This is a genomic window from Phosphitispora sp. TUW77 (assembly GCF_048453025.1).
Taxonomy (GTDB): Bacteria; Bacillota; Thermincolia; order Thermincolales; family UBA2595; genus Phosphitispora.
This window is the reverse complement of record NZ_CP156677.1, coordinates 143,194-168,176: the sequence shown is the minus strand read 5'-3', so window position 1 is coordinate 168,176 and position 24,983 is coordinate 143,194. Positions and strand designations below refer to the sequence as shown.

10 protein-coding genes, 2 tRNA genes and 5 rRNA genes are annotated in these 24,983 nt (G+C 45.6%); 4 read left to right on the top strand and 13 right to left on the bottom strand.

Annotation, left to right across the window (positions count from 1 at the left end; translation table 11 throughout):
- Positions 1-40 precede the first annotated feature (40 nt).
- Positions 41-379 (bottom strand): P-II family nitrogen regulator, encoded by a 339-nt coding sequence (locus ABFY19_RS00810; protein ID WP_418791381.1) that lies wholly within the window; start codon positions 377-379, stop codon positions 41-43.
- On the bottom strand, positions 366-1,772 hold the full coding sequence (locus ABFY19_RS00805; RefSeq protein ID WP_418791380.1) for an ammonium transporter: 1,407 nt from the start codon (positions 1,770-1,772) through the stop codon (positions 366-368). Before ABFY19_RS00805 ends, ABFY19_RS00810 begins: the two co-directional genes overlap by 14 nt.
- Positions 1,773-2,269: 497 nt before the next feature.
- Here ABFY19_RS00805 and ABFY19_RS00800 point away from each other — a divergent pair, with 497 nt between their 5' ends.
- Positions 2,270-4,003 carry an IS1634 family transposase gene (locus ABFY19_RS00800; protein ID WP_418790735.1) on the top strand — a complete coding sequence of 578 codons (1,734 nt, stop codon included), beginning with the start codon at positions 2,270-2,272 and terminating at the stop codon, positions 4,001-4,003.
- A 139-nt stretch (positions 4,004-4,142) separates the two neighbouring features.
- On the opposite strand, the gene ABFY19_RS00795 is transcribed toward ABFY19_RS00800, so the two are convergent.
- The 4 genes from ABFY19_RS00795 to ABFY19_RS00780 form a co-directional block, all read right to left on the bottom strand.
- A complete protein-coding gene (locus tag ABFY19_RS00795; RefSeq protein WP_418791379.1) occupies positions 4,143-4,907 on the bottom strand; it encodes an SDR family NAD(P)-dependent oxidoreductase in 765 nt (254 codons plus the stop codon).
- Positions 4,908-5,269: 362 nt separating this feature from the next.
- A 5S ribosomal RNA gene (rrf, locus tag ABFY19_RS00790) occupies positions 5,270-5,386 on the bottom strand.
- A 235-nt stretch (positions 5,387-5,621) separates the two neighbouring features.
- A 23S ribosomal RNA gene (locus tag ABFY19_RS00785) occupies positions 5,622-8,572 on the bottom strand.
- A gap of 526 nt (positions 8,573-9,098) precedes the next feature.
- Positions 9,099-10,632, bottom strand: a 16S ribosomal RNA gene (locus tag ABFY19_RS00780).
- Together the 16S, 23S and 5S rRNA genes form the textbook arrangement of a ribosomal RNA operon.
- 816 nt (positions 10,633-11,448) lie before the next feature.
- Between ABFY19_RS00780 and ABFY19_RS00775 the strand changes: the two genes are divergently transcribed.
- From ABFY19_RS00775 to ABFY19_RS00765, 3 genes are all read left to right on the top strand, one after another.
- Positions 11,449-11,625 carry an H-type small acid-soluble spore protein gene (locus ABFY19_RS00775; RefSeq protein WP_418791378.1) on the top strand — a complete coding sequence of 59 codons (177 nt, stop codon included), beginning with the start codon at positions 11,449-11,451 and terminating at the stop codon, positions 11,623-11,625.
- 315 nt (positions 11,626-11,940) lie between these two features.
- Complete coding sequence (locus ABFY19_RS00770; protein WP_418791377.1) at positions 11,941-14,004, top strand: sigma-54-dependent Fis family transcriptional regulator; 2,064 nt, start codon at positions 11,941-11,943, stop codon at positions 14,002-14,004.
- 418 nt (positions 14,005-14,422) lie between these two features.
- Positions 14,423-14,944, top strand: a complete 522-nt coding sequence (locus tag ABFY19_RS00765) for a hypothetical protein (protein WP_418791376.1) — start codon at positions 14,423-14,425, stop codon at positions 14,942-14,944.
- Between the two features lie 542 nt (positions 14,945-15,486).
- Here the strand turns inward: ABFY19_RS00765 and ABFY19_RS00760 are convergent.
- The 7 genes from ABFY19_RS00760 to ABFY19_RS00730 all read right to left on the bottom strand — a co-directional run bounded on the left by ABFY19_RS00760 (position 15,487) and on the right by ABFY19_RS00730 (position 24,982).
- Positions 15,487-18,437 (bottom strand): 23S ribosomal RNA (locus ABFY19_RS00760).
- 293 nt (positions 18,438-18,730) lie between these two features.
- Positions 18,731-18,806: transfer RNA gene (locus ABFY19_RS00755), tRNA-Ala, on the bottom strand.
- Between the two features lie 17 nt (positions 18,807-18,823).
- Positions 18,824-18,900: transfer RNA gene (locus tag ABFY19_RS00750), tRNA-Ile, on the bottom strand.
- Between the two features lie 402 nt (positions 18,901-19,302).
- Positions 19,303-20,836, bottom strand: a 16S ribosomal RNA gene (locus ABFY19_RS00745).
- An 822-nt stretch (positions 20,837-21,658) separates the two neighbouring features.
- Positions 21,659-23,128 carry a lysine--tRNA ligase gene (lysS, locus tag ABFY19_RS00740; protein WP_418791375.1) on the bottom strand — a complete coding sequence of 490 codons (1,470 nt, stop codon included), beginning with the start codon at positions 23,126-23,128 and terminating at the stop codon, positions 21,659-21,661.
- A 54-nt stretch (positions 23,129-23,182) separates the two neighbouring features.
- Entirely contained in the window at positions 23,183-23,659 is a 477-nt protein-coding gene (gene greA / locus ABFY19_RS00735) for a transcription elongation factor GreA (protein ID WP_418791374.1), read from the bottom strand.
- Between the two features lie 213 nt (positions 23,660-23,872).
- Positions 23,873-24,982: a hypothetical protein gene (locus ABFY19_RS00730; RefSeq protein ID WP_418791373.1), complete on the bottom strand. Its 1,110-nt coding sequence runs from the start codon at positions 24,980-24,982 to the stop codon at positions 23,873-23,875.
- Between the last annotated feature and the right edge of the window lies 1 nt (position 24,983).

The window sequence follows — 24,983 nt, the reverse complement described above, 5'->3', positions numbered from 1 at the left end:
CAGTATGCATATTCAATTTTACCCCCATCGACAGACTTTGTTATATAGCCTCTTCTCCACCTTCGCCGGTTCTGATACGCACTGCATTTTCAACAGGATAGACAAATATTTTGCCATCCCCGATTTCACCGGTTCTTGCTATATTAATAATAATCCTGACCACTTCATCAACCCACTTATCTCTAATAACAACCTCTACTTTAATTTTAGGTAATAGGTCAATTGTATATTCAGTCCCCCTGTAAACCTCCTTTTTTCCTTTTTGCAATCCGCATCCGATTACCTCGGTTACAGTCATGCCATGAATGCCGAATTTACCTAATGCTTCTTTAATATCATCCAGTTTAGACGGACGGATAACTGCTTCAATTTTTTTCATGGAAAACACCTCCTAGTTTTAATTCAAGTGCCGGATTATGGATACCAACTTTAGTGCTTCTAGTTACAGTACTTCCAACGGCAAAATCACGATAGGCATCCTCACCATGCTGGGTAATATCCAAGCCTGACTCTTCCTCTTCGGGTAATACGCGAAGTTTAAATACCAGACTAACTGCTTTCAAGATAAGATAAGTGCTTATGGCTGCAAAAGCATAAGTTGCTGCAACTGCGATAAGCTGTTTGATTACCAGTGAAGGATCACCGTAAAAAAGACCGTCTGCACCAGCCGGATTAACCGTCTTGGTGGCAAAGAAACCAGTGGCAATAGCCCCCCACGTTCCGCCAATACCGTGCATGCCAAAAGCATCAAGAGAATCGTCATATCCAAGTCTTCCTTTTACTACCGCAATCATAAAGTAACAGAGAACCCCGGAAACTATTCCAATTACAATTGCCGCCATTGGAGTGACAAAACCTGCGGCAGGAGTAATAGCTACCAGGCCGGCTACAGCACCACTGACTAGTCCAAGAACAGTAGGCTTGCCATGGTGCATCCACTCAGCTATCAACCAACCTAAAGCAGCAGCAGCAGCAGCCGTATTTGTGTTTACAAAGGCAGCCGCAGCAATGCCATTGGCACCTAAAGCACTGCCGGCATTAAACCCAAACCAGCCAAACCAAAGCAGACTTGCACCCATTACTACCATCGGAATATTATGAGGCAATGTTGGTTCCGAAGGCCGATTTTTACGTTTCCCCAACACGAGGCAGGCCACCAAAGCAGAAACCCCGGATATTATATGTACTACGGTACCACCTGCGAAATCAATGGCACCCAGGTTGCGAATCCAGCCATTAACTCCCCATACCCAATGGGCTACAGGATCATATACCAATGTCGCCCAAAGCAGTATAAACGCTGCAAAAGCAGGGAATCTCATCCTTTCCGCAACAGATCCTGAAATTAATGCCGGAGTAATAATGGCAAACATCATTTGGAATGCCATAAATAACTGGGCAGGAATAGTTGCGGCATAGTCAGGATTGGGATCAAGGCCGACACCTTTTAGTCCCAGCCATTCCAGGCCGCCAATCAAACCGGCATTATCAGGCCCAAAAGACAAAGTGTATCCAATGATAATCCATTGTACGGAAATTAACGCTATGGCTATAACACTTTGCATTGTAGTGCCCAATACATTCTTTTTCCTCACCATGCCTCCGTAAAATAAGGCTAATCCCGGAGTCATCAGAAAAACCATGGCTGTGGAAATAATAATAAATGTTGTATCCCCGGTATTTACAACCGGCGTATCTGCCGCCCAGGCTACCCCAGGAAGAGCAGCTGTCAAAAGGAATGTTAAAATAAAAACAATTTTTAAAGTCTTCATAAGCTTCACCCCAATATTAATTTTTATATGCTTAAACAAAAATACTCTCCTTCAGGAATCGACGCCAATCCCTGACTGAGAGCGTCTTTGCTCAACCCCAAAGTCAGCAATAAACTTAGGGCACGCTAAAAAACAAAAAGTGCTTTTTGAAAGTCCACCTTTCAAAAAGCACCGTTGCTAGCAGATACATCAATGTACCAAATATTTAATATAGATTTATTTTAACATGATGATTTTTGACTGTCAATAGTTATATTGAAAATTACGGACGAATTATATTTCCACCATCTGCATTAATACATTGTGCGGTGAGATATTTGGCATCCGCTGAAGCGAGAAAGACACAGATTCGTCCAATATCGTTCGGGTCTTTGACAGTTGCAAAAGTAAAAATCTCCGAAAGCCTTGATACAGGCTTATTTTTTTATCTTTTTTTCTTTTTTATATAGCGCACTTCCTCGCACTGTGTTATAATATAAGGGGAGGCGATGTCTATTATGAGACTGAAGGTAACCAAATCTAAGAATTCAGCTTCACTTTATGTAATTAAATCTGTCTATAACAGTAAAACTCAGTCAAATTCTTCCGTAATTGTTGAGAAGCTTGGAACCGAGGCAGAACTCAGAAAAAAATTAAATGGACAAGACCCTTATGAATGGGCAAAAAACTACATCGCTGAATTAAACCAAAAGGAAAAGGAACACAAACGAGATGTTATTGTTAAGTATTACCAATCCAAGTTGATTGATAGAGATAAACAACGTTCCTTTAACGGCGGTTATCTCTTCTTGCAACAACTTTATCATCAATTAGGTCTACACAGGATTTGCAAAGAAATCTCTAACAACTATAAGTTTACCTTTAATCTGGACTTTATTCTTTCAAGATTGATTTACGGCAGAATCTTATTCCCCTCGTCAAAACTTAATACCTATCAGGAATCAAAACGTTTATTGGAACAACCTAACTTCGAATTGCAGCATGTGTATAGAGCCTTAGAGGTAATTTCCAAAGAAATGGATTTTATACAATCTGAGCTTTACAAAAACAGCTTGTCTATTTCAAAGCGAAATGACCGTATTCTTTATTATGACTGCACAAATTACTTTTTTGAAATCGAACAGGAGGACGGTCTTAAACAATACGGTTTTGCCAAAGATCACAAACCAAACCCGATTGTTGAGATGGGCTTATTTATGGACGGAGATGGGATTCCTCTTGCTTTTAGTATTCATAGCGGCAATACCAATGAGCAAACGACCCTCAGACCTTTGGAAGAAAAAATCCTCAAAGACTTTGAACTATCAAAGTTTATTGTCTGCACAGATGCCGGACTTTCATCAACGGAAAATCGTAAATTCAACAATAAAAAAAACCGGGCATTCATTACAACCCAGTCTACCAAAAAGTTGAAAAAACATCTAAGAGAGTGGGCACTTGACCCTTCTGGATGGCGTCTTTCGGGCATCAACAAAACCTTTGACATTGGAATGCTCGCTCAGGATGAATTAACCTATGAAAAATACAAAGCCGAAACCTTTTTTAAGGAACGTTGGATTAAGGAAGATGGACTTGAGCAAAAACTTATTGTCACCTTTTCTTTAAAATATCGGGATTACCAGAGGCAGATAAGGAATAGACAGCTGGAACGTGCCATCAAACTAATTCAAACCAAGCCATCAGACATCAAGAAAAAAAGCCAAAATGACTTTAAACGTTTCATATCTCCCACCAACATTACAAATGATGGCGAAATAGCGGACAAAGTAATTTACAGCTTAAATGAACAAGCTATTGCTAATGAAGAAATGTTTGATGGATTTTATACAATATGCACAAACTTGGATGATGATGCTTCCACCATCACAAAGATCAATAACAGACGTTGGGAGATTGAAGAATCCTTTAGATTGATGAAAAGTGAGTTCAAAGCCAGACCTGTTTACTTAAGTAGAGATGACAGGATACAAGCACATTTCACTACCTGTTTTCTCGCATTGACCCTTTTTAGATATCTTGAAAAAAAACTTGGAGAACAATTTACGAGCCACAATATCATTACCGAATTAAGAGAAATGAACTTTTACTCGATTCCTGCCGAAGGCTATATACCTACCTATACCAGAACGGATTTTACAGATGCACTACATGAGGCATTCGGTTTTAGAACGGATTATCAAATTGTCAGTACAAAACTGATGAAAAAAATTTATAAAGACACTAAACTTTAAAAAAGTACGCACTTTTTCAAATATTAAAAAAGCTTGAAACGCCCTATTTATAAGGTGTTCCAAGCTTTTTGCGTCTCACAACTGTCAAAGACAGGATTTTAACATGATGATTTTTGACTGTCAATAGTTATATTGAAAATTACGGACGAATTATATTTCCACCATCTGCATTAATACATTGTGCGGTGAGATATTTGGCATCCGCTGAAGCGAGAAAGACACAGATTCGTCCAATATCGTTCTCAGAATCACCCACACGGCGCATAGCAGTCCGTTCGATAACGGTGCGCTGGTACATTTCGGGATACTTTTTAATCCATTCCTCAAAAGCAGGGGTCATCACAACAGGGCAGAGTTCGTTAACATTGATACCATATTTCCCCCATTCGTTTGCAGCTGAACGTGTGAGTCCGCTCGTAGCTGCCTTAGAAGTATTGTATGCGCCAGCTTCGAGCATTCCGTTCTGATGGCCACCGGATCCTAAGTTAATCACAGAACCCTTCGTTTCTTTTAGATACGGTAAAGCGTGCTTCATATAGAAAAACGCAGCAAGTGGACCTGTCCTGAAGTTAATCATAAAATCTTCTTCAGTGTAGTTCTCCAAGGGAGCTTGGGTAGTTCTTCTGTGTGCGTTATTGATGATTACGTCGATACGGCCAAACATTTCTACAGTCTTTTGGATAGCACTTTTGACAGCTTCCTCAGCACTACCATCTGCGATAAGCGCCAGCACCTTTATCCCATAATCACGTTCAAATTCTTCCTTGGCTGCAACTAAAACCTCTTCTACAACGTCAGTTATTACGAGCGATGCCCCTTCCTTAGCAAATGCGATAGCGACCCCTTTCCCGATGTTTTGACCACCTCCAGTAATGATGACAACTTTTCCTTCCATGATACCCATAGAATAACTCTCCTTCCAAAAATTAAGTTTTCATCACTAATACTCGTTTATTCTTGCAATTTCAGTTTTTTAAACTATGTCTAAGCATGAGGTATTGATGTTACCAATTTGATTTAACACCAAAAGGCAGGATTTAAATGCATAGAGTTGTTCTCCAACAGGCGTAGAACTCATTGAAGCAAGAAATGGGTACGTGACTCAGATCCCTTAAAACAATTATATTATATACTTATATTTCTTGTAAACCGAATTCGGAGTCAAAAAATGACATATATTAACATATCAACATCCTGGATTTCACTTTCGGCTTGCTATTCAAAATAGATAAACCACTTGTTCTCACAAGTGGTTTATCATATTAAATCCGGCAACGTCCTACTCTCCCAGGACCCTGCGGTCCAAGTACCATCAGCGCTGAGAGGCTTAACTGCCGTGTTCGGGATGGGAACGGGTGGATCCCTCTCGCCATTGTCACCGGAAACTTTAAACTATTTATAAACTTCGCCTGGCTGCGTCAGCTATCCTGCCTCCTCCTCCGACGTACCACCAGTACGCCTCCGTCGTCGGTCAGGATATCTTCCTTGCCATGCTCGTTTCTAAACAGTTTACTCAAGTATTTCTTAAATAAACTATTTAGAAATCTGAGGTCAATTTTAAATTGTTCCCTCAAAACTTTATAGAGGATTGTTTCGTAAGAATTGTTCACTACTGCTTCAGGTCAAGTCCTCGACCTATTAGTACCAGTTAGCTCAATACATTGCTGCACTTACACACCTGGCCTATCAACGTGGTAATCTTCCACGGGTCTTACTGGATTAACTCCATGGGAAATCTTATCTTGAGGTTAGTTTCCCGCTTAGATGCTTTCAGCGGTTATCTAATCCGCACATAGCTACCCAGCTGTGCCGCTGGCGCGACAACTGGTGCACCAGTGGTGCGTCCATCCCGGTCCTCTCGTACTAGGGACAGATCCTCTCAAATTTCCTGCGCCCGCGACGGATAGGGACCGAACTGTCTCACGACGTTCTGAACCCAGCTCATGTACCGCTTTAATGGGCGAACAGCCCAACCCTTGGGACCTACTTCAGCCCCAGGATGCGATAAGCCGACATCGAGGTGCCAAACCTCCCCGTCGATGTGGACTCTTGGGGGAGATAAGCCTGTTATCCCCGGGGTAGCTTTTATCCGTTGAGCGATGGCCCTTCCACTCGGAACCACCGGATCACTAAGCCCGACTTTCGTCCCTGCTCGACCCGTCGGTCTCGCAGTCAAGCTCCCTTCTGCCTTTACACTCTTCGACTGATTTCCATCCAGTCTGAGGGAACCTTTGGGCGCCTCCGTTACTCTTTGGGAGGCGACCGCCCCAGTCAAACTGCCCACCTGACAATGTCCCCCATCCGGATTACGGACGTGGGTTAGAACTTCAATACTTCAAGGGTGGTATCCCACCATCGACTCCTCACAGACTAGCGTCCATGTATCCTAGTCTCCCACCTATCCTGTACATGACGTACCAAAATCCAATGTCAGGCTGCAGTAAAGCTCCACGGGGTCTTTCTGTCCTGTCGCGGGTAGCCGGCATCTTCACCGGCATTACAATTTCGCCGAGCCCCTTGTTGAGACAGCGCCCAAATCGTTACGCCTTTCGTGCGGGTCGGAACTTACCCGACAAGGAATTTCGCTACCTTAGGACCGTTATAGTTACGGCCGCCGTTTACTGGGGCTTCGATTCAAAGCTTCGCTTGCGCTAACCTCTCCTCTTAACCTTCCAGCACCGGGCAGGCGTCAGCACCTATACGTCGTGTTTCCACTTTGCAGGCACCTGTGTTTTTGGTAAACAGTCGCTTGGGCCTCTCCTCTGCGACCCCTTCACGCTCCATGAGTGTTCATTTCACGTTAATGGGGTACCCCTTCTCCCGAAGTTACGGGGTCATTTTGCCGAGTTCCTTAACAAGGGTTCTCTCGCGCGCCTTAGGATTCTCTCCCTTCCTACCTGTGTCGGTTTACGGTACGGGCACCATTTTGCCTCGTTAGAGACTTTTCTAGACAGTGTGGGATCAGCTACTTCACTACTTGTTTTTCGTTCCCCGTCACGTCTCAGGATCTTGAACTGCGGTTTTGCCTACAGCTCTCCCTACTCGCTTGGACCAGCTCTTCCAATCGCTGGCTTAGCCTGCCCTCCTGTGTCATCCCTTCCTTCATACGGCTCGTGGTGGCATCGGATTCTCAACCGATTGTCCATCGCCTACGCTATACGCCTCGGCTTAGGTCCCGGCTTACCCTGGGCGGACGAGCCTTCCCCAGGAAACCTTAGGTTTTCGGCGGGCAGGATTCTCACCTGCCTTCTCGCGTACTCATACCGGCATTCTCACTTCTGTACAGTCCACTGCTCCTTACGGTACAGCTTCTACCCATACAGAACGCTCCCCTACCACTAAAATGTGTCTATTGACACTTCTTAATCCGAAGCTTCGGTGCCAGACTTAGCCCCGGTACATTTTCGGCGCAGGGCCACTCGACCAGTGAGCTATTACGCACTCTTTAAATGGTGGCTGCTTCTAAGCCAACATCCTGGTTGTCTATGCAATCCCACATCCTTCTCCACTTAGTCTGGACTTCGGGACCTTAGCTGTCGGTCTGGGCTGTTTCCCTCTCGACTACGGATCTTATCACTCGCAGTCTGACTCCCAAGGTAAATTTACGGTATTCGGAGTTTGATAAGGTTCGGTAACCTGGTAGGGCCCCTAGCCTAATCAGTGCTCTACCCCCGTAAATCATCCCTTGAGGCTAGCCCTAAAGCTATTTCGGGGAGAACCAGCTATCTCCGCGTTCGATTGGCATTTCACCCCTACCCACACCTCATCCGCCGACTTTTCAACGTCGGTCGGTTCGGGCCTCCACCAAGTCTTACCTTAGCTTCACCCTGGACATGGGTAGATCACGCGGTTTCGGGTCTACAGCAACGAACTTAGCGCCCTTTTAAGACTCGGTTTCCCTTCGGCTTCACACCTTAAGTGCTTAACCTTGCTCGTTACCGTAACTCGCCGGTTCATTCTACAAAAGGCACGCCGTCACGCATATATAGCGCTCCGACTGCTTGTAAGCATACGGTTTCAGGTTCTTTTTCACTCCCCTCCCGGGGTGCTTTTCACCTTTCCCTCACGGTACTTGTTCACTATCGGTCGCCAGGTAGTATTTAGCCTTAGGAGGTGGTCCTCCCAGATTCCCACGGGGTTTCACGTGTCCCGTGGTACTTGGGATACTCTCCGCTTAGCTTGACTTTTCATCTACAGGGGTATTACCTTCTGTGCCGGGACTTTCCAGTCCTCTTCGATTAAGCCTTGCTTCGCTTATGAGAGTCCCGCTACCCCAGTACACCTAAGTATACTGGTTTGGGCTCTTCCGCGTTCGCTCGCCGCTACTTACGGAATCACTGTTGTTTTCTTTTCCTCCGGGTACTTAGATGTTTCAGTTCCCCGGGTTGCCTCCTCTATGCCTATGTATTCAGCATAGGGTGACGGGATATTACTCCCGCCGGGTTGCCCCATTCGGATATCTACGGGTCGTTGCCTGCTTGCGGCTCACCGTAGCTTTTCGCAGCTTTCTACGTCCTTCCTCGGCTCCTGGCGCCTAGGCATCCGCCGTACGCTCTTATTAACTTGACCTCAGGCAGTAGTTTGATCGGCCATTGAAAAGCGACGCCTAGCTTCGTCAGCCGGCCCGCCCGAATCCTCACCGTAAATTACATTACGCCTCCGGTTCGTTCGATCCGTCTTCCTTGCTATGCTTGCATCTAAAAACCCTTTTGAGGTTCTTATTATGCTCTCGCATTTTATTTGCCGTTTTCCTTGCTTCCTTCTAGACATCAAGATTTCTCTCCACTTCTAAAAGGCGCGCTCGGTTTTCTTACTACTTTCTTCCTCTATAAAGTTTTCAAAGAACAGTATATCGAAGAACTTATAGTCCTTCAAAACTAAACAGTGCTTGACTGTTCACTAGTGAACAGTCTCGAAGAGATGGTTGATCGACCTAGGAGTGTATCGGTTGTTAATAAACTTCGCCTGACTGCGTCAACAGTTTCGTCGGAATCCTCACGTACATTCAGTACGCTCCGGCCCCTTCTCAACTGTTTCCTTGCCATGCTCGTTTCTAAACAACCTCCTTCTTTTTATAGAAGGTTAGTCTCCTTAGAAAGGAGGTGATCCAGCCGCACCTTCCGATACGGCTACCTTGTTACGACTTCACCCCAATCATCGGCCCCACCTTCGACGGCTGCCTCCTTGCGGTTAGCTCACCGGCTTCGGGTGTTGTCAACTTTCGTGGTGTGACGGGCGGTGTGTACAAGGCCCGGGAACGTATTCACCGCAGTATGCTGACCTGCGATTACTAGCGATTCCGACTTCATGCAGTCGAGTTGCAGACTGCAATCCGAACTGGGACCGGCTTTGATGGGATTTGCTCCGGGTCGCCCCTTCGCCGCCCATTGTACCGGCCATTGTAGTACGTGTGTAGCCCAGAACATAAGGGGCATGATGATTTGACGTCATCCCCACCTTCCTCCGGTTTGTCACCGGCAGTCTCTCTAGAGTGCCCAGCTTTACCTGATGGCAACTAAACATAGGGGTTGCGCTCGTTGCGGGACTTAACCCAACATCTCACGACACGAGCTGACGACAACCATGCACCACCTGTCTCCCTGTCTGCCCGAAGGCAGAAAATTATGTTTCCATAACGGTCAGGGGATGTCAAGCCCTGGTAAGGTTCTTCGCGTTGCGTCGAATTAAACCACATACTCCACCGCTTGTGCGGGCCCCCGTCAATTCCTTTGAGTTTCAGCCTTGCGGCCGTACTCCCCAGGCGGGGCACTTATTGTGTTAACTACGGCACAGAAGGGGTCGATACCTCCTACACCTAGTGCCCATCGTTTACGGCGTGGACTACCGGGGTATCTAATCCCGTTCGCTCCCCACGCTTTCGCACCTCAGCGTCAGTTGTATGCCAGGAAGCCGCCTTCGCCACTGGTGTTCCTCCTAATATCTACGCATTTCACCGCTACACTAGGAATTCCGCTTCCCTCTCATACCCTCAAGAAATCCAGTTTCAGAAGCAAGCTGACGGTTGAGCCGTCAGTTTACACTCCTGACTTAAATTCCCGCCTACGCGCGCTTTACGCCCAGTAATTCCGGACAACGCTCGCCACCTACGTATTACCGCGGCTGCTGGCACGTAGTTAGCCGTGGCTTCCTCCTCAGGTACCGTCATTTGTTTCTTCCCTGATGACAGAGTTTTACAACCCGAAGGCCTTCTTCACTCACGCGGCGTTGCTCCGTCAGGCTTTCGCCCATTGCGGAAGATTCCCCACTGCTGCCTCCCGTAGGAGTCTGGACCGTGTCTCAGTTCCAGTGTGGCCGTTCACCCTCTCAGGCCGGCTACTGATCGTCGCCTTGGTAGGCCGTTACCCTGCCAACTAGCTAATCAGACGCGGGCTCATCCGTAAGTAGATTGCTCCTTTGATTATCTCTACATGCGTAAAAATAATGTTATGCGGTATTAGCACCCGTTTCCAGGTGTTATCCCCCTCTTACGGGCAGATTGCCCACGCGTTACTCACCCGTCCGCCACTAGCTCTGCAGGATAGCAAGCTATCCCGCTTCGCCCGTTCGACTTGCATGTGTTAAGCACGCCGCCAGCGTTCGTCCTGAGCCAGGATCAAACTCTCCATGAATATCTTTAGTGACTTGCGCCACTAGTCTTCTTCAGCTGAGTGCTTGATTTAGCTCTCTTTTGTTTGTTGTTTCGGAATTACTCTTTTCCTTAGACGAGGTCTAATTCTTTGAGTTATTCGAGTTAGTTGTTGCTTTGCCAATACTGCTTAGCTCTCGGCTAACGTCTATTGGCTTCTATACAACCATCTCTCCACTGTTCAGTTTTCAAGGACCACCGGTTGTTGATGAGCTTCGCCTGGCGGTGTCAAAAGTTTCGTCGGAATCCTCACGTTTGGGGGTTTCCCGTTTTGTCAGAACGCCGAGGTTTTCTAAAACCTCGGGGTTTTGGTAACAAAATGGGGATTTCCTCTGCTACGCTCCGGTTCCTCCTCAACTTTTTCCTTGCCATACTCGCTCCTGAACAACCTTATCTTCTTTGGGTCTTATTTCCAGCAGCATCCATGCCTTATTTTATCGGCTTCCCTGCCGCGGAATTTCATATTACCATATTTGACCCGTATGTGTCAATTGGCAATTTATGCTTATATTCTTAACTTCTTAGCTTCTTCTCTCCGTTGCTCTCTCAAGCGCGGATTTATATCGTAACATAAATACCTAGAACGGTCAACTATAATCTAGTAAATAAATTGCGTTTTTATCGTATTTTCTATTGCAAATAAGTGTATATTCTTATAGTTAATGCTATTGTCGGCTATTAACTCATATCCCAGTATTATATCATTCTATATATGTATCTAGTTATGTATATTATATTGCACACAAAGGCAAGAATATATTAATAAAACAGATAACTTTTTAAAAAGGAGGGGTTGTTTTTGGATTATAAACGTGCTTCTGAAATAATTAGATCACCTGAAATCATCGATGTAACCTATAATGGTAAAAATATTTGGATTAAAAGCCTCAATTTAAATAATAATACTGCAGTGGTTTCACCCACCGCTAAAGGTGAGCCAGACATGACTGTTTCAATTAATTTACTTCAAGACTAATACTCTTATTTTAGTTGAAGCTTTTTAACATTTCAGCGCCATCTCAAGTCTGAAGCTCAGGTTTACTGATGATAATTAAGATTTGCATCAATTCGCTTGTTTTAAGTAAAGCACATTCTCTGAATCCCCGTTTCCCCCAAACATCTGGGTGAGCGGGATATTTTTATGTCCTATATAAAAGAAGAATAGTACTGTTCGAAGAATCTGGAATCATAACTTTATCTATAGTACAATAAAAGTGACATAACACAACACAAATACAAAAATTTAATTAACAAGGCTCAAAAAATCCGGAAGGAAGTGGATAAAGTGTTTATGCATGATAGGAAGGAACAACTTTTAAACGCCTGGACAGCTTTTGTTGACAAAGGGATAGTCAACGAAAACTGTGTGCGCAAGGAGATTGCAGATTCCTGGCGCCGCTGCCGTGCTTTAAATGTAGACCCAACTGGTGATGTTTTGAAATTCCTTAGTAAGGCTGAATTGGAAGTGCGCCGCGAGGCAAAACGGGAACTGCTCGATATTTCCTTCCCCATAATGAAAAACCTTTTCTCATTTGTAGAAGGGTCAGGTTTCTTCGTATCACTCTGCGACCAAGATGGGGTAGTTATAGAGACCCTTGTTGATCAGAAGGCAAATTGCTTGCTGTCAGGGCACAGATTTATGGGATGTGTTCATAGTGAAGAAAATGTCGGGACTAGTGCCGTAGCTCTGGCACTTGAGCTTGGCCACTCCATTCAGGTTTTTGCCAGTGAACACTACAAAAAGGTCAACCACCCATGGACAGCTTCAGCAGGGCCGATTTACGGCCATTCTCAAGAAATGATCGGAATACTTAGCATAGCCGGGAGTTTTGAAAATGTTCATTCCCATACCCTGGGCATGGTGGTCGCAGCCGTTAATGCCATTGAGGGCCAGCTTAAGATAAACAAAGTCCTGGAAGACCTCAAGGTCATTAATGAGAAAATGCAGGTTGATAGCCATTATCAGAATGCAATAGTGGATTCTATTTCAGAGGGCCTTATTGCAATTGATGAAAAAGGCCGCATTACCAAAATTAATGCTACTGCTGCCACCATGTTGAAAGTCAATGCCGAAGCCGTGTTATACTCTTCAATAAATGAACTTATGGGTTACCATGACCCTATTTCCCGGTCCCTGCAATCAGGTGACATAGTTAATGATGTGCAATGCCAAGCAGAGATAGGAAAAGGTAAAACCCACTGCACTATTACCTGCCGACCTATTCGCAACCCCGATAAAAAAATAGTAGGCCTGGTAGCTATTATCAGAGAAATCAAGGCTGTAAAACATCTGGTCCATCAGATGGTAGGGGCCAAAGCTAGGTTTGTCTTTGATGACCTGATTGGCCGGAATGCCTCTTACCTAAAAACCATCAAGCTGGCTAGGTGTGCGGCCGACAGCTCCTCTAATGTCCTTTTGCTTGGCGAGAGCGGCACCGGTAAGGAAATTTTTGCCCAAGCAATCCACAACGCCAGTGATAGGACCAAAGGGCCTTTTATTGCCATCAACTGTGGCGCTATTCCGCGTGAACTGGTCGGGAGTGAGATGTTTGGTTATAGTGATGGTGCTTTCACCGGCGCCAAACGCGGGGGCAATCCGGGTAAATTTGAACTCGCCGAGGGAGGCACCATATTCCTAGATGAAATAGGTGAAATGCCTATTGAGCTCCAGGCCCACCTCCTGCGCGTATTACAGGAAAAGGTTGTAACCAGGCTCGGCAGCACTCAGGTTATCCCGGTTGACGTAAGAGTAATCGCTGCCACCAGTAAAGACCTGCACCAAGAGGTAATAAAGGGAGGTTTTAGAAAGGACCTATATTACCGCCTCAATGTTTTAACTATTAACATGATACCTTTGAGAAACCGCCCAGATGATATTCTGGCACTGACCCGCTTTTTTATTGAAAAAATCAACCATCGGCTAGGTCAGCAGACGAATGTGATTCACCCGGAGGCTATAGACATCTTGCAAAGGTACAACTGGCCTGGTAATATCAGGGAACTGGAAAATGTTCTCGAAAGGGCAATCCATGTAGCAACAGGAGAGACATTAACCGTGGACTGCCTGCCGGAGGAAATTAAATTTAGCTCTTGTACTCAACATACCAGCACAGTGCCATTGCCTCAACAGTTGCCGGACGACGAAGTCGTCATTACCAGACATTGGAAGGACCCCGGTAAGGCGATCATAATTGAAGCCATAAAACGCAATGAGGGCAACCTTACCCGTACTGCCAAGGACTTAAGGATTGCCCGGAGTACTCTCTACAGCAAACTAAAAAAGTATTGCATTAGAATCAATACTGAGGATTCTATTTCCACTGAGATTCAAAACCCTATCCAAAACACCGGTTAAACATAACCGGTAGTAAATTGTAAACAAACACTTCTGGAAATATTGCATCTACAAGTACAAAGCACATATGAAATCGAACACAATCATACGCTTTCATACATAGCCGCACACTTTCATACATGGTCATACACAACCTTATAAAATCATACAATAATACAACACTCATATCGAACCAGAATTATTTTAAAATGGTATTCAAACAGGGTATTTAACATTAGGGCTAAACCTGCTTTCTAGGCAAAACAATGGTGAACAAACTTTAGGTTTTTTCACTTTTGGCATGATATTTGCATTGTAATATATTGCCTAGTTTATAAGGAGGTGATAATGTGCTCCTTCAACGTATGTTTCCCTGATTTCTTTTTAGCGGGACCGAATTATTGCTTGTAATTTAATAACTTATAATGGGAGTGTTAAAATGGCAAATCAAAACTCTAATGAGGGTACCGGATCGTTAATGAGCTTTATAAAACCACTTATCATAACTATTGTATTGATTGCATTATGCGCCGGGTTGTATGGAGGCCTAATGGTGCTAAATATTTTGACAGTATGGCTAGGTTTCGCATACGTATGGTATTTTGCATCTGTAAAACATTTTCAGTTCAGCAGTTTTCTAACAACCTTTATTGGTGGGTTAGTCGGAGTACTCATAGTTTATGCAATGCCATTTTTAAGCCTTTACATGGGACTTAATGGACAAATCATATGGTTAGTACTGCTTATACTTTTAATAACCTTTGTCATTCAAGGAAGGACTAAGTACCTTAATGATTTTACCATGTTGATAATAACAATCTTTTCAATCCCACATCTGGCCAAACCAGAAGAATTTACCATGGCCTTGATTACTTATGCAATTTTTGCAGTATTGTTGGGTGTACCATCTTATATCATGTATCGTAAAACCAATAAAGCTATTCAGAGTACTGGAATGTAAAGCCTAACGCCTAACTCTACTACAGCTAACTCTACAGTGTGTTTAAAAATTATGTGGCTTTAGTAACAGAGGTGGCATACGGCTTGGAGATCGTTTTATAAACAAGCAATGTGATCTTACCGTTCCCGACCAGATTGCTACTGCTACTGTAATTGAATGCCACTATCTCAAACTATAGATAAACCACTTGTTCTCACAAGTGGTTTATCATATTAAATCCGGCAACGTCCTACTCTCCCAGGACCCTGCGGTCTACCTGTCCAGATATCTCTAATTTCACTTCGTTCAATAAGAGACTATCTGGAGTGGCACTTGGTGCCTCCGGCACCGGCGCAAGTCTGAAGCTGGGGTCGCGCTGATGGTCCGACGTACCACCAGTACGCCTCCGTCGTCGGTCAGGATATCTTCCTTGCCATGCTCGTTTCTAAACAGTTTACTCAAGTATTTCTTAAATAAACTATTTAGAAATCTGAGGTCAGTTTTAAATTGTTCCCTCAAAACTTTATAGAGGATTGTTTCGTAAGAATTGTTCACTACTGCTTCAGGTCAAGTCCTCGACCTATTAGTACCAGTTAGCTCAATACATTGCTGCACTTACACACCTGGCCTATCAACGTGGTAATCTTCCACGGGTCTTACTGGATTAACTCCATGGGAAATCTTATCTTGAGGTTAGTTTCCCGCTTAGATGCTTTCAGCGGTTATCTAATCCGCACATAGCTACCCAGCTGTGCCGCTGGCGCGACAACTGGTGCACCAGTGGTGCGTCCATCCCGGTCCTCTCGTACTAGGGACAGATCCTCTCAAATTTCCTGCGCCCGCGACGGATAGGGACCGAACTGTCTCACGACGTTCTGAACCCAGCTCATGTACCGCTTTAATGGGCGAACAGCCCAACCCTTGGGACCTACTTCAGCCCCAGGATGCGATAAGCCGACATCGAGGTGCCAAACCTCCCCGTCGATGTGGACTCTTGGGGGAGATAAGCCTGTTATCCCCGGGGTAGCTTTTATCCGTTGAGCGATGGCCCTTCCACTCGGAACCACCGGATCACTAAGCCCGACTTTCGTCCCTGCTCGACCCGTCGGTCTCGCAGTCAAGCTCCCTTCTGCCTTTACACTCTTCGACTGATTTCCATCCAGTCTGAGGGAACCTTTGGGCGCCTCCGTTACTCTTTGGGAGGCGACCGCCCCAGTCAAACTGCCCACCTGACAATGTCCCCCATCCGGATTACGGACGTGGGTTAGAACTTCAATACTTCAAGGGTGGTATCCCACCATCGACTCCTCACAGACTAGCGTCCATGTATCCTAGTCTCCCACCTATCCTGTACATGACGTACCAAAATCCAATGTCAGGCTGCAGTAAAGCTCCACGGGGTCTTTCTGTCCTGTCGCGGGTAGCCGGCATCTTCACCGGCATTACAATTTCGCCGAGCCCCTTGTTGAGACAGCGCCCAAATCGTTACGCCTTTCGTGCGGGTCGGAACTTACCCGACAAGGAATTTCGCTACCTTAGGACCGTTATAGTTACGGCCGCCGTTTACTGGGGCTTCGATTCAAAGCTTCGCTTGCGCTAACCTCTCCTCTTAACCTTCCAGCACCGGGCAGGCGTCAGCACCTATACGTCGTGTTTCCACTTTGCAGGCACCTGTGTTTTTGGTAAACAGTCGCTTGGGCCTCTCCTCTGCGACCCCTTCACGCTCCATGAGTGTTCATTTCACGTTAATGGGGTACCCCTTCTCCCGAAGTTACGGGGTCATTTTGCCGAGTTCCTTAACAAGGGTTCTCTCGCGCGCCTTAGGATTCTCTCCCTTCCTACCTGTGTCGGTTTACGGTACGGGCACCATTTTGCCTCGTTAGAGACTTTTCTAGACAGTGTGGGATCAGCTACTTCACTACTTGTTTTTCGTTCCCCGTCACGTCTCAGGATTTTGAACTGCGGTTTTGCCTACAGCTCTCCCTACTCGCTTGGACCAGCTCTTCCAATCGCTGGCTTAGCCTGCCCTCCTGTGTCATCCCTTCCTTCATACGGCTCGTGGTGGCATCGGATTCTCAACCGATTGTCCATCGCCTACGCTATACGCCTCGGCTTAGGTCCCGGCTTACCCTGGGCGGACGAGCCTTCCCCAGGAAACCTTAGGTTTTCGGCGGGCAGGATTCTCACCTGCCTTCTCGCGTACTCATACCGGCATTCTCACTTCTGTACAGTCCACTGCTCCTTACGGTACAGCTTCTACCCATACAGAACGCTCCCCTACCACTAAAATGTGTCTATTGACACTTCTTAATCCGAAGCTTCGGTGCCAGACTTAGCCCCGGTACATTTTCGGCGCAGGGCCACTCGACCAGTGAGCTATTACGCACTCTTTAAATGGTGGCTGCTTCTAAGCCAACATCCTGGTTGTCTATGCAATCCCACATCCTTCTCCACTTAGTCTGGACTTCGGGACCTTAGCTGTCGGTCTGGGCTGTTTCCCTCTCGACTACGGATCTTATCACTCGCAGTCTGACTCCCAAGGTAAATTTACGGTATTCGGAGTTTGATAAGGTTCGGTAACCTGGTAGGGCCCCTAGCCTAATCAGTGCTCTACCCCCGTAAATCATCCCTTGAGGCTAGCCCTAAAGCTATTTCGGGGAGAACCAGCTATCTCCGCGTTCGATTGGCATTTCACCCCTACCCACACCTCATCCGCCGACTTTTCAACGTCGGTCGGTTCGGGCCTCCACCAAGTCTTACCTTAGCTTCACCCTGGACATGGGTAGATCACGCGGTTTCGGGTCTACAGCAACGAACTTAGCGCCCTTTTAAGACTCGGTTTCCCTTCGGCTTCACACCTTAAGTGCTTAACCTTGCTCGTTACCGTAACTCGCCGGTTCATTCTACAAAAGGCACGCCGTCACGCATATATAGCGCTCCGACTGCTTGTAAGCATACGGTTTCAGGTTCTTTTTCACTCCCCTCCCGGGGTGCTTTTCACCTTTCCCTCACGGTACTTGTTCACTATCGGTCGCCAGGTAGTATTTAGCCTTAGGAGGTGGTCCTCCCAGATTCCCACGGGGTTTCACGTGTCCCGTGGTACTTGGGATACTCTCCGCTTAGCTTGACTTTTCATCTACAGGGGTATTACCTTCTGTGCCGGGACTTTCCAGTCCTCTTCGATTAAGCCTTGCTTCGCTTATGAGAGTCCCGCTACCCCAGTACACCTAAGTATACTGGTTTGGGCTCTTCCGCGTTCGCTCGCCGCTACTTACGGAATCACTGTTGTTTTCTTTTCCTCCGGGTACTTAGATGTTTCAGTTCCCCGGGTTGCCTCCTCTATGCCTATGTATTCAGCATAGGGTGACGGGATATTACTCCCGCCGGGTTGCCCCATTCGGATATCTACGGGTCGTTGCCTGCTTGCGGCTCACCGTAGCTTTTCGCAGCTTTCTACGTCCTTCCTCGGCTCCTGGCGCCTAGGCATCCGCCGTACGCTCTTATTAACTTGACCTCAGGCAGTAGTTTGATCGGCCATTGAAAAGCGACGCCTAGCTTCGTCAGCCGGCCCGCCCGAATCCTCACCGTAAATTACATTACGCCTCCGGTTCGTTCGATCCGTCTTCCTTGCTATGCTTGCATCTAAAAACCCTTTTGAGGTTCTTATTATGCTCTCGCATTTTATTTGCCGTTTTCCTTGCTTCCTTCTAGACATCAAGATTTCTCTCCACTTCTAAAAGGCGCGCTCGGTTTTCTTACTACTTTCTTCCTCTATAAAGTTTTCAAGGAACAGTAAATAAAATTTTTTGGTGGAGATGAGCGGAATCGAACCGCTGACCCCCTGCTTGCAAGGCAGGTGCTCTCCCAGCTGAGCTACACCCCCACTATAAATATGCTTTATGGTGGGCCTAGGTGGACTTGAACCACCGACCTCACGCTTATCAGGCGTGCGCTCTAACCAGCTGAGCTATAAGCCCACAACCTTCATAGCTGGTTTCCTATCAGCTATGTATACGCCGGGTTAATAACCCCCGGCGCGTCCTGTATCATTATTTGGTTCAACTATTGATTCAGATGTTTGGATGTCTTATAAGTGTCTATTGTTTCGGCTTATGCTTCAACTGTTTTTTGATTTTTAGAAGAACTTATAGTCCTTCAAAACTAAACAGTGCTTGACTGTTCACTAGTGAACAGTCTCGAAGAGATGGTTGATCGACCTAGGAGTGTATCGGTTGTTAATAAACTTCGCCTGACTGCGTCAACAGTTTCGTCGGAATCCTCACGTACATTCAGTACGCTCCGGCCCCTTCTCAACTGTTTCCTTGCCATGCTCGTTTCTAAACAACCTCCTTCTTTTTATAGAAGGTTAGTCTCCTTAGAAAGGAGGTGATCCAGCCGCACCTTCCGATACGGCTACCTTGTTACGACTTCACCCCAATCATCGGCCCCACCTTCGACGGCTGCCTCCTTGCGGTTAGCTCACCGGCTTCGGGTGTTGTCAACTTTCGTGGTGTGACGGGCGGTGTGTACAAGGCCCGGGAACGTATTCACCGCAGTATGCTGACCTGCGATTACTAGCGATTCCGACTTCATGCAGTCGAGTTGCAGACTGCAATCCGAACTGGGACCGGCTTTGATGGGATTTGCTCCGGGTCGCCCCTTCGCCGCCCATTGTACCGGCCATTGTAGTACGTGTGTAGCCCAGAACATAAGGGGCATGATGATTTGACGTCATCCCCACCTTCCTCCGGTTTGTCACCGGCAGTCTCTCTAGAGTGCCCAGCTTTACCTGATGGCAACTAAACATAGGGGTTGCGCTCGTTGCGGGACTTAACCCAACATCTCACGACACGAGCTGACGACAACCATGCACCACCTGTCTCCCTGTCTGCCCGAAGGCAGAAAATTATGTTTCCATAACGGTCAGGGGATGTCAAGCCCTGGTAAGGTTCTTCGCGTTGCGTCGAATTAAACCACATACTCCACCGCTTGTGCGGGCCCCCGTCAATTCCTTTGAGTTTCAGCCTTGCGGCCGTACTCCCCAGGCGGGGCACTTATTGTGTTAACTACGGCACAGAAGGGGTCGATACCTCCTACACCTAGTGCCCATCGTTTACGGCGTGGACTACCGGGGTATCTAATCCCGTTCGCTCCCCACGCTTTCGCACCTCAGCGTCAGTTGTATGCCAGGAAGCCGCCTTCGCCACTGGTGTTCCTCCTAATATCTACGCATTTCACCGCTACACTAGGAATTCCGCTTCCCTCTCATACCCTCAAGAAATCCAGTTTCAGAAGCAAGCTGACGGTTGAGCCGTCAGTTTACACTCCTGACTTAAATTCCCGCCTACGCGCGCTTTACGCCCAGTAATTCCGGACAACGCTCGCCACCTACGTATTACCGCGGCTGCTGGCACGTAGTTAGCCGTGGCTTCCTCCTCAGGTACCGTCATTTGTTTCTTCCCTGATGACAGAGTTTTACAACCCGAAGGCCTTCTTCACTCACGCGGCGTTGCTCCGTCAGGCTTTCGCCCATTGCGGAAGATTCCCCACTGCTGCCTCCCGTAGGAGTCTGGACCGTGTCTCAGTTCCAGTGTGGCCGTTCACCCTCTCAGGCCGGCTACTGATCGTCGCCTTGGTAGGCCGTTACCCTGCCAACTAGCTAATCAGACGCGGGCTCATCCGTAAGTAGATTGCTCCTTTGATTATCTCTACATGCGTAAAAATAATGTTATGCGGTATTAGCACCCGTTTCCAGGTGTTATCCCCCTCTTACGGGCAGATTGCCCACGCGTTACTCACCCGTCCGCCACTAGCTCTGCAGGATAGCAAGCTATCCCGCTTCGCCCGTTCGACTTGCATGTGTTAAGCACGCCGCCAGCGTTCGTCCTGAGCCAGGATCAAACTCTCCGTGAATATCTTTAGTGACTTGCGCCACTAGTCTTCTTCAGCTGAGTGCTTGATTTAGCTCTCTTTTGTTTGTTGTTTCGGAATTACTCTTTTCCTTAGACGAGGTCTAATTCTTTGAGTTATTCGAGTTAGTTGTTGCTTTGCCAATACTGCTTAGCTCTCGGCTAACGTCTATTGGCTTCTATACAACCATCTCTCCACTGTTCAGTTTTCAAGGACCACCGGTTGTTGATGAGCTTCGCCTGGCGGTGTCAAAAGTTTCGTCGGAATCCTCACGTTTGGGGGTTTCCCGTTTTGTCAGAACGCCGAGGTTTTCTAAAACCTCGGGGTTTTGGTAACAAAATGGGGATTTCCTCTGCTACGCTCCGGTTCCTCCTCAACTTTTTCCTTGCCATACTCGCTCCTCAATAACCTATCTTCTTCTTTGGGTCTTATTTCCAGCGGCATCCATGCCTTATTTTATCGGCTTCCCTGCCGCGGAATTTCATATTACCATATTTGACCCGTATGTGTCAATTGGCAATTTATTGCTTATATTCTTAACTTCTTGGCTTCTTCTCTCCGTTACTCTCTCAAGCGCGGATTTGTATCGTAACATAAATACCCAGAACCGTCAACTGGTAATCTCTGTAACTGTCAAAAGCGCTTTATGCGCGCTTTTGGAACTTCATTGTACCATAGACAAACAGAGTTTGTCAAGCATGGCACATTCTAGGACGGTGTCAACTTTTTGTAGAACTTTATATAGACAACCTTCTGAAAGCAGTCTTTTTTCGCAAATCCGAATAAAACACTATGTATATATAAGATATATATTTCTAAGAAGGTCTAATCCCGTCGTTTCATCTGAGGAAATAACAGAACATCACGGATTGATAACGAATTTGTCAGCAACATAATTAACCTGTCTATACCTATACCAAGGCCGCCTGCCGGGGGCATCCCATACTCAAGGGCATTAATATAATTCTCATCCATCCGGTGTGCCTCATCATCACCGGATGCTCTCTGTTCAGCTTGCTGCCTAAAACGCTGCTCCTGATCAATAGGGTCATTTAACTCTGAAAACGCATTTGCCATCTCACGAGCATAAATAAATAGCTCAAATCGGTCCGTATACCTGGTGTCATCTTTTTTTCTTTTCGCTAAAGGTGATATTTCAATTGGATAGTCTATTATAAATGTAGGTTGAATTAATTTGGGTTCCACAAACTCCTCAAATATCTCATTAATAATAACCCCTCTGCTTGTACCTTTTTCTATGTCCAGACCCAGTCCACGTGCAGCTACAGCTGCCTCAACATCATCCCCAACCGGAGTAAAATCCAGCCCCGTATATTGATTTATTGCATCAATCATAGTAAGTCTGGGCCACGGTGGAGTCAAATCTATTTGCTGGCCATCGTATTCCACTATTAATGTTCCTAAAACTTCCCTAGCTGCCGTAGCAATCAAATCTTCTGTCAAGTCCATCATGTCATTATAGTCAGCATATGCCTGATACAATTCAAGCATTGTAAATTCCGGGTTATGCTTTGTAGAAATTCCCTCATTCCTAAAGTTCCGATTAATTTCATAAACCCTCTCTAATCCGCCAACCAACAGCCTTTTCAGGTATAGTTCGGGGGCAATTCTTAAGTAAAGGTCCATGTCAAGTGTGTTGTGATGTGTAATAAATGGTCTTGCAGCCGCTCCACCCGGAATAGGATGCATCATCGGGGTCTCAACTTCCAGAAACCCTTTGCTATCCAAATAATTCCTGATGGCCTTTATAATCCGACTGCGTGTAATAAAAACATCCTTCACCTCAGGATTTACAATTAAATCAACATATCTCTGCCGGTACCTTAATTCAACATCTTTCAAGCCATGCCATTTTTCCGGCAGCGGGCGCAATGATTTTGAAAGCAGTGTTATATGTTCAGCCCATACAGAAATTTCACCTTTACGGGTTTTAAACACTTTTCCGGAGAAACCAACGATATCACCAATGTCAAAATGAACAAACAGGTCATAAGTTTCCTCACCAACCTCATTTACCCTGACATATATCTGAATCAGTCCGGAAACATCTTGAATGTGGGCAAATGTAGCTTTACCCATATTTCTTTTCGCCATTATCCGGCCTGCTAAAACAACTGAAGTACCTTCGAGCAAATCAAAATTCTCAATAATATCTGCAGCACTATGACTAACTAAAAACTTAGCTCCAAACGGGTCAATCCCCTTTTCCCTAAGCTCGTCCAATTTTCTGCGGCGAATCAGCAACATTTCACTTAAATCCAGTTCCTGAGTCATTTTTCTAACCTCCAAAAAAGTCCGGAATCCTACAGGGTTCCGGACTTGCTTTTGTTATTTTTTAATATTCATTATTTGATACTGAAGTTTCCCGGCCGGAACTGAAACCTCAACAATACTGCCATTTTTTTGACCAAGTATCGCTTTACCAACTGGTGATTCATTGGAAATCTTGTTCTTTGCCGGATCAGCTTCCGCTGAGCCAACAATAGTATAATCTATCTCGTCTCCAACTTCAAGGTCTTTAAGAACCACTGTGGAACCAACTGAAACCACATCAGTATGAATATCGCCCTCATCAATTACCTTGGCATTGCGAAGCATTTTTTCCAGTGTCAGAATTCTTCCTTCAATCATTGCCTGTTCATTTTTTGCATCTTCATACTCAGAGTTTTCACTTATATCACCAAATTCGATGGCTTCCTTAATCCTCTCGGCAACCTCTCTTCTCTTAACAGATTTATAATGTTCCAATTCCTCTTCAAGTTTTTTGAGGCCTTCAAGAGTAAGTATTACTTCTTTTTCACTCATTATCTCGCTCCCCTTTAAATTTTAGGCCAAGACCCGGCCATTCCAAGCAATATAACCATACTTGAATTTTGTATCTAAAGCACTAAAAGAGTGTCAAGTAACCACTTGACACTAACAGCATTGCTGCAAAACTGATGACTACAGAATGCATTTCTCTTGGGAAATATTATAAAGATATTACTCATCATTGTCAAGGAAATCAAAGTAAAACTATCAGTAACGCAAATGGTCCGTTACTCTATTCACTACGGATTCTCGCCTTACATGACGGTGGTGATTTGCTGCACAGACTTCCAAGTAACCTCTTACCCCAAATCCATAACTTTTTGCCATTTCTTTTAAAGCATCAACTTTTTTTACATCAACTAAACTATCAACTAAAATGGAGTAACGATTTTTCCCTAAAGTCAATATTAAGGTTTCTGCCATCCACGGATATACCAATCCTGAAGGCAGGCGAAAATCTATAGCTAACTCTGAGATTCCGGGTATTTCTACAAGTCCCCCATCAATAAACTTCAAGTCATTTCTTAGTACTACCATATTCTGCAGGATTTTTAGTATAGTCAAATCCTCAATAGATATTCCCTCACCTCTCAAAAAACATATAACCGCACCTGTTTTAAAATCTTCTCTCCTAATTTCCAGCCCTATGGAAGAAACATCGATAAAAACAATATCCGACATATTAAGAACCTGCTTAACACTTTGGACAGTTTTAACAGGTAAGCCCGTATCATAAAGAATCCGATTTGTCATCTGACGAAGCTTTACTTGATTATCACCTGCCAATACCAAGTTTTTTACTTCCGAGGCCAGAATGGCTGCACACACGCTTCCGGTGTAACCTGTGGCTCCCAACACCGCAACGGTCACCTGATCCATATCGTATCCCCTGGCAGCAGCTGCCAATTTCACCCCTTCAACTGCAGCAAAAATACTATAATTATGCCCGAACGTTATGCAAATTTTGAAACCCTCTGCCATAATTGTTTCTTTTAACCCCGGAACAGCCGGAAGAGAACCTCCAAGCCCAACTACTTCAGCTCCCAGCTTTTCAGCCGCCTTTATAGTCTGAACAATTCTTTTTAAATGCTTTTTTTTCGGCAACCCTGTAATTTCCTTCTCTGTCAATGGGCAAAATATGTTCCAGCCCTTGCAGGTAATATTATCAAAGCGGATCTCCAGTTCTGCAGACTTAAACAGAGAACTGTGTTTCAGTAGCTTGTTTATCAGAATACCCGGCAACAACCTGATTGCCGGGTAATTCATCTTAAACTCATCTATATCAATAGAATGGTTAATAAAGGCAAACCTTTTCACT

Excerpts from the sequence above, each read along its gene's own strand:
- ABFY19_RS00770 (WP_418791377.1), top strand. The coding sequence starts at position 11,941 with ATGCATGATAGGAAGGAACAACTTTTAAACGCCTGGACAGCTTTTGTT.
- ABFY19_RS00810 (WP_418791381.1), bottom strand. The coding sequence starts at position 379 with ATGAAAAAAATTGAAGCAGTTATCCGTCCGTCTAAACTGGATGATATT.
- greA (WP_418791374.1), bottom strand. The coding sequence starts at position 23,659 with ATGAGTGAAAAAGAAGTAATACTTACTCTTGAAGGCCTCAAAAAACTT.
- ABFY19_RS00800 (WP_418790735.1), top strand. The coding sequence starts at position 2,270 with ATGAGACTGAAGGTAACCAAATCTAAGAATTCAGCTTCACTTTATGTA.
- ABFY19_RS00765 (WP_418791376.1), top strand. The coding sequence starts at position 14,423 with ATGGCAAATCAAAACTCTAATGAGGGTACCGGATCGTTAATGAGCTTT.
- lysS (WP_418791375.1), bottom strand. The coding sequence starts at position 23,128 with ATGACTCAGGAACTGGATTTAAGTGAAATGTTGCTGATTCGCCGCAGA.
- ABFY19_RS00795 (WP_418791379.1), bottom strand. The coding sequence starts at position 4,907 with ATGGGTATCATGGAAGGAAAAGTTGTCATCATTACTGGAGGTGGTCAA.
- ABFY19_RS00805 (WP_418791380.1), bottom strand. The coding sequence starts at position 1,772 with ATGAAGACTTTAAAAATTGTTTTTATTTTAACATTCCTTTTGACAGCT.